The sequence below is a fragment of the Pseudoalteromonas sp. AS84 genome, assembly GCF_038900255.1.
Classification (GTDB): Bacteria; Pseudomonadota; Gammaproteobacteria; order Enterobacterales; family Alteromonadaceae; genus Pseudoalteromonas.
In genome coordinates this window covers 285,995-303,552 of the sequence record NZ_JBBMQY010000002.1, presented here as the reverse complement: position 1 = coordinate 303,552, position 17,558 = coordinate 285,995, and the positions used below count along the sequence as shown (strand labels likewise).

At 39.3% G+C, this 17,558-nt stretch carries 8 protein-coding genes; 2 read left to right on the top strand and 6 right to left on the bottom strand.

Features of this window, described 5'->3' with window-relative positions:
• Positions 1–86 precede the first annotated feature (86 nt).
• The gene (locus tag WNY79_RS03715) at positions 87–2,222 is read left to right on the top strand and encodes a multiheme c-type cytochrome (protein ID WP_342875170.1); all 2,136 of its coding nucleotides are present in this window, start codon (positions 87–89) and stop codon (positions 2,220–2,222) included.
• Between the two features lie 344 nt (positions 2,223–2,566).
• Positions 2,567–5,107 (top strand): TonB-dependent receptor, encoded by a 2,541-nt coding sequence (locus tag WNY79_RS03710; RefSeq protein WP_342875169.1) that lies wholly within the window; start codon positions 2,567–2,569, stop codon positions 5,105–5,107.
• A 76-nt stretch (positions 5,108–5,183) separates the two neighbouring features.
• On the opposite strand, the gene WNY79_RS03705 is transcribed toward WNY79_RS03710, so the two are convergent.
• The 6 genes from WNY79_RS03705 to WNY79_RS03680 form a co-directional block, all read right to left on the bottom strand.
• On the bottom strand, positions 5,184–7,112 hold the full coding sequence (locus tag WNY79_RS03705) for a CRTAC1 family protein (RefSeq protein ID WP_342875168.1): 1,929 nt from the start codon (positions 7,110–7,112) through the stop codon (positions 5,184–5,186).
• A gap of 12 nt (positions 7,113–7,124) precedes the next feature.
• Positions 7,125–8,168, bottom strand: coding sequence for a family 16 glycosylhydrolase (locus WNY79_RS03700; RefSeq protein ID WP_342875167.1), 1,044 nt, complete (start codon positions 8,166–8,168; stop codon positions 7,125–7,127).
• A 174-nt stretch (positions 8,169–8,342) separates the two neighbouring features.
• Complete coding sequence (locus WNY79_RS03695; protein ID WP_342875166.1) at positions 8,343–10,130, bottom strand: Ig-like domain-containing protein; 1,788 nt, start codon at positions 10,128–10,130, stop codon at positions 8,343–8,345.
• A 62-nt stretch (positions 10,131–10,192) separates the two neighbouring features.
• Positions 10,193–13,903: a TonB-dependent receptor gene (locus WNY79_RS03690; protein ID WP_342875165.1), complete on the bottom strand. Its 3,711-nt coding sequence runs from the start codon at positions 13,901–13,903 to the stop codon at positions 10,193–10,195.
• 524 nt (positions 13,904–14,427) lie between these two features.
• Positions 14,428–15,567, bottom strand: coding sequence for an SMP-30/gluconolactonase/LRE family protein (locus tag WNY79_RS03685; protein ID WP_342875164.1), 1,140 nt, complete (start codon positions 15,565–15,567; stop codon positions 14,428–14,430).
• A 107-nt stretch (positions 15,568–15,674) separates the two neighbouring features.
• Positions 15,675–17,546, bottom strand: coding sequence for a CRTAC1 family protein (locus WNY79_RS03680; RefSeq protein ID WP_342875163.1), 1,872 nt, complete (start codon positions 17,544–17,546; stop codon positions 15,675–15,677).
• Between the last annotated feature and the right edge of the window lie 12 nt (positions 17,547–17,558).

Below are 17,558 nucleotides of genomic sequence, written 5' to 3'. Positions count from 1 at the left end.
GTAAAGCCCATTTATTGAGAGCTTAGCTGCGGCCCGTTATTTAATTTTAAGTATGCATTGGTGTGCTATTAAAGGTGGATTCTAAAATGATAAATATAAAAAACAGCCTTTTTGTTGTTCTTTTTTTATGCAGCTGTTTTTCAGCGATTGCAAATGATGAGTGTCAGTCTTGCCATCAACAACAAACCAGTGATTGGAAACAATCAGACCATGCAAGTTCAATGGCTTTAGCCAATAAAGATACCGTGCTTGGTGATTTTAATAATGTAACTACTACCCACTTTTCCCAAAAAGCCGTGTTTTATAAAGAAAAAGATGCCTTTTTAATTGATTTGACCGAGCAAGGTACTAAAAAAACTTACACCGTAAGTTATGTATTTGGCTTTAACCCACTGCAACAGTATTTAATTGAAGTTGAAAAAGGCAACTACCAGGTATTTCCTTTTGCATGGGATAGTCGCGCTAAATCACTAGGCGGCCAGCGTTGGTACGCCAACTACGCTAACGAGGATGTAAAACCCAACGACCGCCTCCATTGGCTGCAACCTCTACAAAACTGGAACGGCATGTGCGCCGATTGCCACTCAGATAATTTAAAGCGTAATTACACTACTGAAAAAGAAAGCTTTGATACGAACTTCTCGAATATAAATGTGGGCTGTAAATCGTGCCACAGCGATATAACGGATGAACATAAAACTAAAAAAAAAATAAAGACAGCTCAAACAAGCCCTACCAATATGTCGCAGTGGAAAATAATTGGCGATAACAAAATTGCTACTTGGCAAGGTGAGCCTCGCGATAACAGCTTTATGCAAGGCTGTTATGCGTGTCATTCGCTTAGAAGCCCGCTTACTGATGGTTTTGATAACAGCCAAGCGTTTTTAGACCAATTTAGCCCTTCATTTTTAGAACCAAATTTGTATCACGCCGATGGCCAAATTAAAGAAGAAGTGTATGTGTTTGGCTCTTTTGCACAAAGTAAAATGTACAAAGCCGGGGTTAACTGTGTTGACTGCCACGATAAACACACCATGAAAGTTAAAACAAAAACGAATGGGCTGTGCTTACAGTGCCACAGTGCCAGCGAATACAACAAACCCGAGCATCATCGTCATAAAGAACAATCAACCGGGGCGCAATGTGTTAACTGCCATATGCCAACCAACAGATACATGGGCGTTGATGACAGGCGCGACCACAGCTTTAAAATTCCGCGCCCTGACATATCAATAAAATACGATACACCCAATGCGTGTGTGCAATGCCATGACAGCCAAACAAACGAATGGGCAGCAAGCACGCTTGAAAAATGGCATGGTAAAGCACCGGCATTAAGTGCAAGCGAGCACAGTATGCTTGAGTTGCGCTCATTAAAAGCCATATCGCAAAATGCACATATGAGCTTAATTAATGACTTTTCGTTAAACGAAATAGATCGCGCCAGTGCGATTGCTTATTTAGGCGATTCAGGGGCTGAGCTAAACGATGCCACAGTAAAAAGCTGGGTTAATTCACCGCTTCCGCTTATTCGCTTGGCGATTGCTAAAGTAGGCTTTTTGCTGCCCGAAGCAGAGCGCTTAAAAAGCTATAAGCAACTATTAACCGACAAATTAAAGTCGGTGCGTGTTGCTGCAGCGCAAAACCTAAGCCAAACAACAGCGCAGTTAAATGGGCTTAATCAATCAATTATAGAGCTTGCACACGCTAATACTGTAAATACATGGCGCGGTGAAGGTAACATCAATCAAAGTATGCTCGCGCTTAACAAACAAGACATAAACGGCGCTATAAAGTCGTTACAAAAAGGCATTAGCGTTGACCCTTACTTTGATGCAAGTTATGTGAATTTAGCCGACATTTATTATCGACTTGGTCAAACAGTACAAATGCAAAGAACATTGAATAGTGGTTTAAAGGCAGTAGCTACTTCTGCGCCGCTACATTATGCAAACGGTATGGCGCTTATTAGAAACGGTAACAAACCCGCTGCTGTTGACTCGTTTAAACACGCAATGGCACTTGAGAATAATAACGTGCAATACGCTTATTTGTACTTTTTAGCACTTGATAGCATTGGCTCAACAGCCCAGGCCGTGAGTGAATTAAAGCTCAAGATTGGTGCTTATAATAATGCGCAGCAGCTCAAAACCTTAGGAATGAGCTTTGCTCAAAAGCTTAAAAATGCTGAGGATTACCACTTTTTTTCTCGTTTAAAATAATTTTTTGAAAATAAATTATTTTTCACTCTGAATCTGTACTTTAGATTAGAGATTAAAATTCAAACACTTAACTTAATAATCTTGTGTTACTTAAACGGTAATACAAGGTTATAACCTCAATATTATAAGCAACATTTAATAAACAAGTAATCAACACATTGCACTTGCAAACATCATATGTTTAAATTGTTAGAATGAATCGTTCCTGATTATTTACATTTCTTGATTGCTTATAGCTTTATCGCAATTAAGGATCGCTGTTTAATTAGCCTGATTCTAAATAACAGATACTGCCGTTGCATTATCTGCACACACAGTAATTATGAAGAAACGGAGTAGTTAAAATGCTTAAACACAGTAAATTGCATACAGCAATATTACTTGCATGTTGTTCTTTATCAGCTTTCACACACACTGCATATGCACAAGAAGAAACAACCGCAAAGCAAGCTAAAAGCAATTCAGACGATTTTGAAGTTATTTTAGTAAGCGCACAAAAACGCGATCAAGCATTAAAAGAAGTTCCCTCTTCAATCGAAGTGCTAAGCGGTGATTTAATTCAAGAAATTGGCATAGATAATGGGTTTGATTTAGTCACCTACTTACCTGGTTTTGGCATTGATGACAGCAGTGAAATACGAACTACAACATTAAAAACACGTGGTATAGGCACTTTTACAAACTCCATTGGCTTACAGTCCTCAAACTTAGTCGTTATAGATGGCGAAGTGCTACCACGTCAATCAATGCTTAATTTACCAATTTCAGATGTAAAGCGTGTAGAAGCGATGCGCGGGCCGCAAGGCACTTTATTTGGCCAAAACACATCAACAGGCCTATTACATTATGTAACTAAAAAGCCGCAATTAGATGACCGAATTTCAGGCACGGTTAGAGCACAAGTTACTGAATTTGATGGCACTGATTTTAGCGGTACTGTAAATGTACCACTTGACGAAAACTGGGCCGCTCGATTCAACGCGCAATACAGTGATATTGATGGTTGGATAAAAAACACCATGCCTGGTGAAGAAGATTACACTATTGGCGCAAAAACAACGAAAGCTGGTCGCGGCCAACTTTTATACGATAACGGTGAAGAACTAAACGTTCTATTTCGCTTAGAATATTCAGAGACAGACACAAACTGTTGCTCTCTTACTCGCTTAGGTGGAATAAATCCAGATTTTGGTCCTCGCCCAATCGTCAATGTAAAAGACGATGGCACTATTGAAGGCACCACTTATAACCGTGTTAATCCTGAGTCTACTTTTGAAGAAGCTGGCGGCCCAGTTACATCACGAAACGCTGAAGGTAATTTTGGTAGAACAGAGAATTTTGGCTTTTCTATATCTGCTGATTACTACCTAAATGATGAGATTACACTTAGCTATAATGGTAGCTACAGAGATTTTGATTTATATAACAGTTCAGCATTTTTCACTATTAATTTCCCTGTAGAGCGTACCGCCTTTGGTGGAAACGAATCGGTAGATGTACTTCAACAAGAATTTCGTATTTCATCGTTTAACAATGAAAAGTTTGATTGGGTATTAGGCCTTTTTTACCATGATACTGACGGGCAACGCTCAGAGGTACGCGATGGCTGTATTGCAGGTAATCGAGGATTTATTGAAGGAGGCGAATTAACTGGTTGTTATTCAAGACAGTCAACAGATGCTTTTTTAGCTAATTATGCAGCCACTGGCGATGACGACCGCTCATTATTGACGCCTTCTCGTTTACTAAATAGTGGTGATTTTACAACTGGTTTTGAAAACGTCGCTATTTTTGGACAACTTGAATATCAAATAACTGAGCAATTAGATGCTACTTTTGGCTTTAGATTATTACACGAAAAAAGTAATGCGACCTTTGCCCGTACAGATCTGGCAACACCTTCTACCGGTGTTGGAATGGAAACGTTTGATGAAGTATTAGAACTTGCTCAAACTGATCCATCGCTTATTTTGCGCCAAGATGCGCCAACAAAATTTGACAACTCAGATACCGCCTTTATATATAAAGCAGTTGTTGGGTATGACTTTACCGCTGATATTCGCGGTTATGTAAATTATTCTACCGGCTATAAAGGCGCATCTTATTTTGTAACAACAAATACAGATCCTGCGGATGTAGACAACTTCCCGACCGATCCTGAACACTCATCAAATTTTGAAGTGGGGTTACGATCTGCTTATTTCGATAATGACTTATTGTTCAACTTTACGTACTTTGATATGAGGGTTGACGACTATCAAGTACGCGCAACACGCACAATAGATGAAGAAAATAATATTGTTTTTGCAGGCTACGTAAACGCAAATGAAGCGCGCTCAACCGGCATTGAAGCCGATGTAGTGGTTAAAATATCAGATAAATTAAAGTGGTCATTTAACTACGCATACTTTGATGCACGCTTCGAAAACTTTGCTGATACACCTATAAATTGTCCTGCTGGTGATGGTGGTTTACTTGCTTCTCGCTGTACTACTGATTCAACAGGTCGTCAGAGCTTTGATCAAACGGGTTTATCTTTCCCTAATAATGCTGAGCAACAATTTTTAAGTACTATTTCATACAATACGCAAATTGCTGATACTGGCTGGAAAGCAAATACTAGTGCAGTTTGGCGTTATAATGGTAGCCATACGCAATCAATTAATGAACTTGCCTTTGGCGAATCGGCAAATCCATCGTCAAGCATATGGGATGGTTATTTAAGTGTAAGCAAAGATAACCTACAGTTTAGTGTATTCATTAAAAATTTATTTGATAAGTCGTACACTACTCGTCAACGTATAAACTCTGAAGGTTTTGGGGAAGCATTCTATCCTCGTGACTGGAGTCGTTATGTGGGTGCAAGCGTTCAATATAGCTTTTAATTGAACTAGCAATATAAAAATAGCGCTTAATAAGCGCTATTTTTATATCTGTAATTTATTATTTAAATTTAATTACTTACAGCGGCTCTTTTCCTCCAATTAACTCACCGTTAGCATCATTTATAACCGCATTACTAATATCTATATATTCATTATTACTCCAACGAACCGATACATTATTTATCTGTGTACACATACCTAAACCAACGTGTAGCTTGTTATTTTCACTTTGAGAAAACCCAGCACTCGTTGCGCCTACAACACGTTTATAAGTTTGCCCACACGCTTTTATAGTCGCAGTAGCTCCCAATGCCGACACGCCAGCGTTAGGTGAGTATCCAATATTAGTGACTAAAAAATTATGCTGTGCGTCTAAAACGCTGTTATTAGTAAATAGGTGCCAACGGCCCCGCTCGTTTGAGTAGATTAAGTCAAGGTCACCGTCATTATCGTAATCAAAGGCCTGTGCACTCCCCCCGGTTGCTCCAAGCTCAGTTGAAATAAGGCCATGATTTTGTAAAGCCTCAAACCCTTGTCCTTGCTGATTTAAATACAGTACCTGCTCGTTGGCTTTTGCGGGGTTACCATAACGTAATACAAATAAGTCGCTCCAACCATCGTTGTTAAAGTCCCCAGCTACAGCACTTGTTGTAGGTTCGCTAAGGTCGATATTTAGCTTGGCTGTTGCATCAACAAATTTACCATGCTGGTTTTCTAATAATACCGCTGGTAATGGCTCAAGCCCTTTTACTTTGGGTGAATTAGTCACTCTTTTAATAACACCCGCTGTAGGCGATTTAGTATCCCCCGCGACACGCCAGGTATCGTTACATAAGTAACCTATATATAAACCTTTTTTATGTAGTTTTTTAGGCCAGCCAGCAGCTTGCTCTTTCGTTACATGTACCGTACGTTCACTGCCGCCGTGCCCCTTTAATGTTAAAGGCGCACTATTTTTACCAATAAACACATTAAAATGAGGATAAGCCATTTGCAGGTTTTCTATTTCAAAGTCACCCGAAATTTTAAAGTCTTCAAATTTAAATGCTTCGTTACGAGCAAAAAAAGCAAAGTTTTGAGATTGAGCGTCGTAAAAGGTGTGTTGTTCAAATTGATGTTTAGCGCGCGTTAAAAATAAATCAAAATCACCGTCATTATCAAAGTCGATTTCGGTCATGCTACTTACATGACTAATATTGCGGTTATTTCCTAATACAGCCTTACTTTTATTTTTATAGCCTAAATCATATTTGCTCTGCACTGCAATAATGTCATCTCCACCGTAAAAAAATAAATCATCGTGCCCGTCATTATTAAAATCACTAACTAAGATTTTATAACCAAGCCATTTAGCATTAGGTAAGTAATCGACAAACTTAAAATGATTATGTCCTTCGTTTTTATATATATGGTTCGCTCCCTTTTTTTGCCTATTTAATGGAAAAGCAGAAAGTACTAAATCTAGAACGCCGCTGTTATTACCATCAACTAATTTAACCGCACGTCCGCGTGTACGTTCAAAATCATCAAATGTTTTTCCGCCTTCAACAGTGCGATCATGATTTATTTGAAACGATACAGGTAAACGCGGTTTTAGCCCTCCACCTCCGCCTTGGGCGATTATTAAATCTATTCGACCATCTAAGTCGTAATCAGCCGCTGCTATTCCATGTGTATCCCCTTTTTTAATAACTTGGGGAGCCGAGTAAGTATTATTTTTATTATTCCAAAATATTTTTACTTCTTTTGTATGCTCTGTAATTAACACATCTTGGTAGCCATCTTTATCAAAGTCAGCAATCAGCGCACTATCCCATTTACGGCGCGATAGCGGCTCAAATGGGATAATATTTTGCGCTTCGCTAAACATTACTTTATTACTACTGTTGTCGCTTAGCGTTTCATTACTTACCTTTTGAGTAGTGTTACACCCATAAAGCAGAATACTTGAAGCAATCAGTGATAAACAAAATAATGTGCTTGATGGCTTAATATTTTTTTTCATTTAATCCACTCCTTACTTAACCGACTGTAATGGTTTTTTCTGCCAAACACGGATGTATTCAATTTCAAAGTCGACTACACCATCATCTTTTTTACCTTCTGGACTATTACGTTCGAGATCTTCTTTACTTTTTGGTACGCCATGCCAAGGAAAAGTTTCCTGATCAAGCCATAAAAATAATGGCTTAGTGGCCACATAGCCTTTATCAACCCCGCGGTGCTCTTTAGCCCAGGCATCAGCTTGTGCAGCAGATACTTCGCTAAATAACTTACCATCAACATAATATTTAATTCCATCAGCGCTCCAATCAATTCCATACACATGAAAGTCATCGGCTACTCTAAAACCTAAGTCTTTACGCTCTGTGTAAGTGGGTTTACCCTTTACTTTTTTATTCCAATCGCGTATTGACCACCATAATTCACTGTCAATGTGGTCTTTTTTAGGATCGAGTGAATCACCAAACAGTTCAAAAAAATCAACTTCTAACTTTTCACCCATAGACCAAAATGCACTACTTATTTGTGCATCAGCCGCTTTGCTTTTAATTTCTATGTATCCGTACTGAAATGACTTTCTGCCAATAAAGCATGCTGTTGTAAGATTTTCGTATTTAAGTGCATCGCCAAACACAGGCTTATGTATTTTTTCTTCAAAAGGAAAGTCGGGTTCCCAACGTGTTTCTAGCTTTAGTTTGCCATTTTCTAATCGGTAGTTATTACCCGAAAACTGCGAAGGTGCGCGGCCTTTCCATACTTTTTTATTTGGCTTATCTGGGTGCTTATAAACAGGTTTACCGTTTTCTAGTTTACCCACAATGTACCAACGTTCTTCATCAATAGTGCTGGCTTCAAATTCATCACTTACTTGGGTGTTTAAAACCCATTTACCGGTATTCTGCGGATCGGTTAATGGCAGTAGGTTATTTTTAGTTTGGGGAAGCTTTTGCATATTAGTCGTCGCATCGCTGCTACAACCGCCAATGGTTATTACCGACAATAATGCTGCTGTGAGCGTCAATTTATGTGTTTTTATATTTTTTTGTGTGTTGTTCATGATGTCTCATTATTTTGTATGTAAATTTGTGTGAAAGTTAAAAATTAATACGTAAATAAATAGATTTTTAGTGGCTTATAGATTTTTAGTGGCTTATAAGCAAACAAAACGACTTTAAACCTATTTAGTTTAAAGCCGTTTTAATTAATATTATGTTATGCGTCTAGTACTCGCTTAAATATCGGTACGTGTAACGGCGTAATCGTCAATCAAGATTGAATCACCCGTTGGCAGTCCATACACTTCCCAAAGGGTAAACACATCGGTAATTGAGCTCCATGGTGCTGGAATAGCCCAGTCGCGTTTATTAGTTGAATCCTCTACAAACTCGATGTATTGCCACTGCGTAGTAGCTGCGAGTGCTGCGCTAAATAAGCCAGCTTCTGAGTAACGCCCTGTAAAGCCTTGTGCATCCTCTGGTATACCGTCATAAACCCACGGTACAACAACATGGCGTAATGTAACGGGTTCAACTGGAACTTGATTTAACTTAACCCACACGGCATAACGGTATGTTTTACCTACAGACTCGGCACCACGGCCATAGTTGGCGCTATACCAGTTACGTTGTTTATTCCAAACTTGCTGAGTTGCAAAAGAGTACGGTGTATTCGCTTCACCTTGAGTAGCAGTGCCCGCTATAATTTCAAGCGAACGACCATTACCCGACACAGAGGTTGCCGATACGCTATAAGTGGCATTACCTTGGTAAGGTGCGCCCTCGCCATCTAAATTAAAATCGGTGTTAAAGCCTGCTTCATGATCTGACACACCCGGCTCACACATTTGGTTATTAACGGTATTAACCGTAATACTTTTTTGCGAAATAAGTGATAAAGGTGTACTTGCTGTATCGCCATCAATAAGTTCAACCGTTACCGTATTTGAGTTGTCTATTGTTGTAGGTGCTTTAACGGCAAGTACTTCCCCAAAGCCACTTTTGGCGGTTAAGCTTTTAGTAAATGAAACTTCATCGTTAAGTGTCCAATCAAAAGTATATTCGCCGCTTAACTCTGCGTTTAGTAAAGCCGGCTGCACTTCTACACCACTGGCCACACAGATTGGAACGTCCTTGTTACCTGAAGAAGCGCCTAACTCGTTTTTATCGTCGTTTGTTATTGCAAGACTAAAAGCACCTGTCACTGTAAGTGTGGCGCTTGCTGAAGCTTCGGGGTTATCAACACTTGTGGCTGTAATAGTCGTTTCACCGGTATTTTTAGCGCTAATAAGGCCATTTTCATCAATGGTTGCAATATCTTCATCTGCAATTGAGTAAATAAGTGCGGGGTTACACGCGTAACTTGGTATCGCTGATGCGAATACACTTGCTTGACCACCGGCAGGGATTTCAACCGGCGAAACGCTGACCTCAGTTACAACATCATCAATCGCATTGACAGTTAATTGTAATGTGCGTGTAGGTAGTGCCCCGCCCGCAGCAATAGCTGCACCATTATTGATAGAATATGTAATGTTATAAATAACTTGGCTCGGAAAGTCTAAGTTACCATCAGCAATAGGATTACCATCGCCATCTAAAGCGCCTCTTATATCGGTTTGGTCGCATTGTCTTAATGCCGCCGAAAACGCATCGGTATTTACAACTAATTTAGTGCTATCACTTGATTGCGTGAAAGGTGAAATTCGGTGTGACGCAATGGTATTAGCACTTGTTTGTGGGGTAGTGAAATTATTATTAGCCACATACTCTAATTCACTTACGTTTATGGTTGCACCTGACTCAGAGACTGGTTTACCGTCGATTGTTACGCCTTGCAGTAAATCAATTTCTTGAACTCCGGACTCTTCATTTAATGTGCTCGTGATCACTGCGGTATCGATTACAAGTGCTAAATCAGATTTGAACTGTGGATCATAACCTTCATCCGTTCCGCCGCACCCTGTTAATACTGAAAATATAACACTGCTAATTGCTGTTTTTATTAGTAAGTTATGTTTCATCTTACTCTCCAAAATTTGTAAGGCAGCGCTCCTAAGATGGCCCGCTGCTAATAGTTTCTCAATTAAAAGGTACCGCGAAGACCAACACGGAACTGACGACCTGTTTTCCAAACTGATGCTGTACGCGAAGTAGTTACACTGCCATCTTCAATTGCATTGCCTTCATCAAGCACAACCTCTTGCGAGTTAGCTTCAAACGCATTACGCGTAAATGAACTGGTGTAATAAATTCGGTTAGTTTCATCCGTTAAGTTAAGTGCCTGAAAAGTTAAGCTAAAGTTTTTATTAATTTGATAACTTGAGCTAAAGTCCAAACGATGGGTTGCCTCTTGCCATGTAGCGCCGCCAACTAAACCTCGGTTAACTAATTGCTCCCCGGTGTAGCGACTCGCTAAACGTAATTGAATCCCTTTTTGTTCCCAATACAGTGTTGTATTTAGAGAATGCTTTGGAGTGTAAGGTTGTGGTAGTGGTTTTAAAAATATATCGGTATTACCTACCTGCTGACGATCAGATTCTGAATCTTGGTAGGTATAATTCATGTTTAAACCTAAGCCACCCCAATAACTTGGTAAAAAGTCATAGTTTTGGTTGTAACCTAGTTCAACGCCTTTAATATCTGCGCCTTTACCATTGGTTACTGTGGTTACGTTTACAACGTCACATTCAATGCGCCATTGGTCAAAAAAGCCCGCAACTTGCCTAAGTGGCATACAATCTTCTTCGCCACCTGGTGCTCTATTCTCATCGTAATCAAGTAATAAATCGGCTGTTTGCAAATCGTATTCAGTTCTTACGTCTTTGTAGTGATACGGAACAACAACAGTTTCTTCAAAGTCTTTCATATCTTTGTAAAAGAACGCTGCCGACAGCAAGCCAGAATCGCTAAAGTACCACTCATAAGACAAGTCGAGATTGGTTGATTTAAGCGGTTTTAAATTTGCATTACCTGCAGAGCCATTAGCAGAGTCCCATTGTTGCTCAAATATTTGTGTACGTGGGTTTAATGAATCAAAACGAGGACGCGTCATTGTTCTACTAACGGCAAAACGTGCAATCATCTCTTCGTTAACTGCATAATTTAAGTTTAAGCTAGGTAAATAAGCATCGTGTCCGCCTTTTTTAGTTACCCATGCAATGCGGTCTTGTACTTCACGTCCGCTACCTTGTGTTCCTGTAAATGAGGTTGTTCTGTCTAAAAATGGCCAAATTTGTCCGTTACTTGCAAAGTGTGCCCACGCATTAGCTGACGTTGGAACTAAATTTCCGTTACTGTCGTAGATTAGAGAAGGTAGTGCATTGTTAGCTATAATGTTGCCATTTTCATCTACAAACACTTGCTGATTTACACCCAGCCCGGTGTTGCCATCAGCCCCAGGAATTACAAACTGACCCGTTTGCGGATCAACAGGGAAAGTAGCAGGGTTTGAGCGGTTATACGCATGGGTGATTTGCCATGCCCAACAGTTTTGTAGCTCAGCATCATTTGCTGGAGTGTAACGATGATCAGGCTGACCCGTGTCAGAAATCCCCATAACAGCTGCCGGGCAGGCATCTAAATTTGTATTTGCTAAACCACGCTCAACTAACAAATTGTACGCATCAACCATTTGTGGAAAACGCGTATAGTTAATACCGCCTACACCTGTTGCTGTTGTGTCATCTTTTACATACCTAAGGCCTAAGTTACCTGTTAGCTTGCCATCTATCAGCTCAAAGTTTGCTTTAAAATAAGCGGCTTTTGTTTCGGTTTCAATATTACGACTGCCTGTAATGGTTTCGCGTATACCTACTTCGCCTGCATCTTTACCTGAAACAATTTCAAGCGCTTTTTCGGCATCTAGTAACGGCCAGCCATTAAAAAACTGTGCAGAGCGGTCTGATTGAATATCTTCACCAAAGTTATCGTAAGGGTAGGCACTATCAGCCACTATATCGGCTAAGCGAATTGTACCAAGGCCACGTACTTCAAACGCTTGATCTGGGTCTTCTAAATCTATTAAATCACTGCCATTTGTAGTTGCTCTATTTTGAATAGAGACATCTTTTTTACGATTTGACCACTTAACTCCAAACTCGAGCGATCTAATAAAATCGCCTTCAAGCGCATAGTCAAAATCAACAAAAAGCGACTTGTTTGTATCCGCTAATTTATTTTTACGAAGCACTAAACTACCTAAGTGATTGTGCTGCATGTCATACGGATTAAAGCGGCTGTATACTGCATTAGACGTACCATCAAACGCATCAAACTCAGCAGGTGTAACCCCTGTAGAGTAACTACATTCTCCATTACCGCCACAGTCGTAGCCAACCATTTCGTGGCTACCATCGGGCATTGATTCAACTATTTGCCTGCCTGCCGTGCCCCATGTAGCTGTACTAATAGAGATAAAACGATCTTTCTCATCATCGTCTGGTGTTTCATCTGTTGTTTTAGAAAAACCAGCTCTTACATTCATATTTAATGAATCAGTTACCTGATAATCAATATCAAGTGACGCTACATTAGTATCAATTTCTCTAAGTCCGTAGGAGCGAACAAAGTTACCACCTGTAGAGCGGCTACTTGATTGCTCTAATGTATTGGTTGATAAATCAACGCCATTTAGTGCGGTGTTGTCATCACCTGCATAAATTAAAGGTGCAACAGGGCTCATATTTAAACGCAGTCGTTGACTGTCGGTTAATACATCTTGCTCTGTATGAGTTACATCTAGCTGAATATCGAGTGACTCTGTTGGTTGGTATTGAAAACCTGTAGACACTGACAAGCGATCTCGTTGATCATTATTCAATGTAAAGTCAATAACCTCACGGGCTAAAACAAATAAATCACCTTCATGTAATATTTGCGTTTCAGGATCGTAATTATTAAGTGAACTCAGTGGATTTAATAACGCTTCTCCATTTTCTCCAAAAAGCTTATTTCCATCAGTATCACGTTGATTGCCAAGTACCCTGATTGCTTTGCCTGTAACGGTGTCATGTGCTGTACGGCCAGTCGCATCATCTAAATCAACAATAGGAATTGCGCCGTTAGCCCAATCGGTATTGATGCGATCTTGTCGTGTTTTTTGGGTATCTTTAGAGGCGGTTATAATAAAGCCAAAGGTGTCGTCGAAGTATTTATCAGAAAAGCTAAAATTAATGCGTGAATCACTTTCATCAGAAAACTCGTTGTAGCGCCCTTCAACTGTAAAAGATCGGCGTGGTTTATTTAAATTTAGCGGTTTTACAGTTCTAAGCACAACACTTGCGCCGAGTGAGCCTTCATCGTTATCAGCAGAGGATGTTTTAATTACATCGATAGATGACAATATATCTGACGAAAAAGAGCTTAAATCAACACTGTTATCGTTAGTAGCACCCGCACTAGAGCCATCGGTACTTAGTCCACCGGTAAGTGCTACACCGTTCATTGATATTTGATTTAAAGAAGGCCCTGCACCACGTACTGATATACGAGTTCCTTCACCGCCCTCTTCTTGAATACTCACCCCTGTTACTCTAGATAGTGCATCAGCGATGTTTTGATCTGTTGATTTACCTACATCTTCAGCATGAATTGAGTCACTTACATTGTCGGAAAAGCGCTTTGCGTTTACCGCTTTTCGTAAGCTACTTTTGATCCCTTGGACTTCAATTATTTCGATATCTTTTTGTAGTTTTATTTTCTCTTTTTCTTCATCTTCTTGTGCAAAAGCAGATGATGAAATAAGCGAAGCAATAATAGCTGCAGAGACTGCTGATAACCTAAAGTTATGCTGCATTGTGTGCTCTCCTGTTTATCGGCATCGATTTCCCCAATGCCAGTGTGTGATGATGTTGTCTGTTTTTATTGTTAGTTAAGCGCCACAGATATAATGAATGAACGTCCTGGTATCCTAATTTCGTTTCAGAGCTTTGTTTAACTTGTGACCAAGTTAAACATATGATGTTTGTATTTACAAGCTGTTTACTTGGATTTTTACATTTTTGTTTCTTTTTCAGTCGATGTAATTTAAGACGCTGTTTTTAAAAATTTAAATGCATTAATATTTAAGTGAAAGTGACATAGGTATTTTTTTATACAAAAAAATGATGTTGAAAATGACCAAAATTGAGTTGTTCAGAAAGAAATTTACGAGGGTTTATAATATTAATTTATGCTCATTAGAGTATTTACCGCTATCAAAAGCTGCCAATCAGCAGTTTTGAAATCAGTAAACCAAATGTATTGCCCATAAATCTAAAGCCCAAACATACAAGGCAATACACACGATTTTAATTTAAGCGCTTAACTTAAATTAAGCACTTACTTATTATGTAACTTAATTTCACTTACCGTATAAGGTTTGCCATGCCCAGTATTGGTAATGCCTGGGCCTGTAAGCAGGTCAAAATTCGACATAAGCAAAGAACCTTTATAATAAATAATATCGGCGGGTTGGTCTAATTCGCCATTTTCTGAATTGTTATCGGGGTACGATGCAATAACGGTGACATTTTGGTTCGTATCAATTTTTATAACTTGATTAGTTAAAAAGCCTGCGGCGTATAAATTACCTTGAGGGTCTATAGTTAAGCCATCAGGTCCACTTCCTTTTGGAAGTGTTGCATAGGTACTTTGGCTAAGCAGGTTGTTGTTTGTATCAAACGTTAATTTATAAATTAAGTCGTCACCTAGGTTGGTTACAAACAAGTTACCTAGTGCGTCAAACACTAAGCCATCAAGTCCAAATTTACGTTGCTTATTAATTGTTTTAGCCAAAAACAATAAATGCGAATCATCTGTGCTGTTAGTTACTAATACATTAGTATCGGTTGCTTTAAAGCGATATATTCCGCTGAGAGTCTCAGCCTTGTTTTTACTTGGCACACGCAATTGAGTCACGTAAATATAGCCATTTTGATAGCGCACACCGTTTGGCGAACTCATGCCTTTTGCTACTATTTGAGTATTAATGACTTTGTTATCTTTTAAGGTGAGTTTAAGTAATCGAGCTTTGCCAGCACCTTGGTTATCGGCTACAAATAACGAGCCATCGGGGGCATAGGCAAGCCCCATAGGGCGGCCCTTCCCTTTATTGTTTGGCCCCGATAACTGGGCTATTTTAGTAAACGTTTTATCATCATTAATATTAACTAATACACCTGCTTGTAGCCCTTTATTAGCATAGTTAACGCATGACAAAGTAAGCTCACCTGTAGGAGAGACAGCAAAAGCGTCTGGGGTTGGGCAATAATCAGGAAGTAATGCAAATAAATTCGCACTATCAAACATTGTATTAGGCGTTTTTACAAACTCTAAAGATGTACTAGCTGCCTCTTTATTTATATTTTTATTATTGTTTTGCGTTGTTTGACTTATTTGAGTACTGCAACCAAACACAGTAAAAAAGCACACTAAACCCGCTAATTTATTTTTAAGATGAGTGATGTTGTTTTTATTCATTATTGCTCTCTTTTGCTCTTAATTTTTTGCGAAAAAAAAGCAAGGCTTGTTACCAAACCTTGCTTTTTACCTCTCATAGTTAACTCTGTTGTAATCAAACGCTGAAATTAAAAATTGATTACTTGATCTGTCCCAATCTTAGATTTACTGATTACTTCGCCATTGCTGTAACGCACACTAACGCTATCAATTTCATTGCACTGACCTAAACCAAAATGCACCACGTTATCAAATGATTGTGTATAAGGTGCTGCATCAGGCGATACTCGCCTTGTTAGGGTTTTACCACAGCCTTTAAGTGTCGCTATAGCACCAATTGGGCTTGCATTATGCTTAAGTGAATTACTTATACGCAGTAATGCATAGTGATTATTGTGATTGGCTTGGTTACTAAATAAGTGCCACTGACCTCTGTCGTTATTCATAATAATATCGATCTGGCCATCTAGGTTGTAATCAAATACATTTGCGCCTGAGCCAATAGTACCTAAGGTGTTTGTTATTAATCCCGAGTGAGGAGCTTGGCTAAATGTGTTATCGCCATTATTTAAATACAGTATTTGCGATGTAGGCGTTACCAAATTGCCTTGTTTAACAACAAACAAATCCTGATAGCCGTTATTATTAAAATCTCCCACGCTTACGCCGGTCGTATTTAAATTTGTTTTTACGCCAGCTTCACCACTCACATCAACAAATTTTCCACTTTCATTTTTGAGCAGTAAATCCGATGGTGCCACTGGTTTTTTATTAACCGTATAGTGCTTAACACCGGTTACAACACCTGTTGTTGGTGAAAAGGTATTACCCGCCATGCGCCATTTATTATTCCCCATATAACCAACATACAAGCCTTTGTTAGGTTGAGTGTCGGCCCATCCTAGGCCATTACTGCTAACAATATTGACGTTTTGACCGCTGTGTATTTCACCTTCAAATTTATATTTATAAGTGCCTTCACCTACAAACACATCTTGGTCTGGATAAGGTGATTGGTAGTTAACTATATTGAGCGTATCGCCAATAAGTAAGTCATCATATTTAAATGGCCCACGCTTAGTGTAAAAACCAAATGTGTGGCTTTTAGCATCAAAAAACGTATCCCCTGCTTGTAATGGGTTAGCACGACTTATGTATAAATCAAAGTCACCATCGTTATCAAAATCGATTTCGCTAACACCCGTCGCTTCCATTATTTTATTAGGTAAAATGTTGGCGGTTACGTCACTAAAGGTAAAGTCGCCATTGCCTTTTAAAACACGTAAAGCGCTGTCACCGTAAATTACTAAATCGTCAATTTTATCGTTATTAAAGTCGGTAATAAGGACTTTTTGACCGTCTCGATTAGTTTTTGGTAAATCAGTTGCGTGGGTTATATTGCCAGTACCATCATTTTTATAAATAAAATTACTGGTTTGTTTACCGCTATTAGCCTGCGGAAATCCCATTAGTAATAAATCTAAATGGCCGTCGTTATTGGCATCAAAAAACCTACTAGTGCGCCCACGTAACGTTGGTAGTTTGGGTGAAAACTCACCGCCTTCAATAATTTCTCTTTTGTTAAAGTGAAATAACTTAGCATTACGCGCGTTATCGCCAGAGCCACCACCACGCGAAAGCAAAATATCCATTTTGCCATCTTTGTCGTAATCGCCTACGCCAATACCGTGCATATCACCTACAATCAGGTCACGCCCTTTGTCGTAAACGCCTTTGTTGTTCCAATACAAACGAATGGTATAACCATGGTCGGTAAGTAATAAATCTGGGTAACCGTCTTGGTCTAAATCGCTTATTAATGCGTTATCCCATTTACGGCGATTTTTGTTTTCTAATTTAATTGCTTGGTGCTGCTCAGTAAATAATGTACTGCTAATTGTTAACTGAGCGCCCGCTAGGGCACTCGCTTGTTGGCAGCCTAGTAAGCTTGCGCCCATGCATAACAAAGAAACATGCCATATAATTTTTTTTACTTTCATAAAACCTCCTTG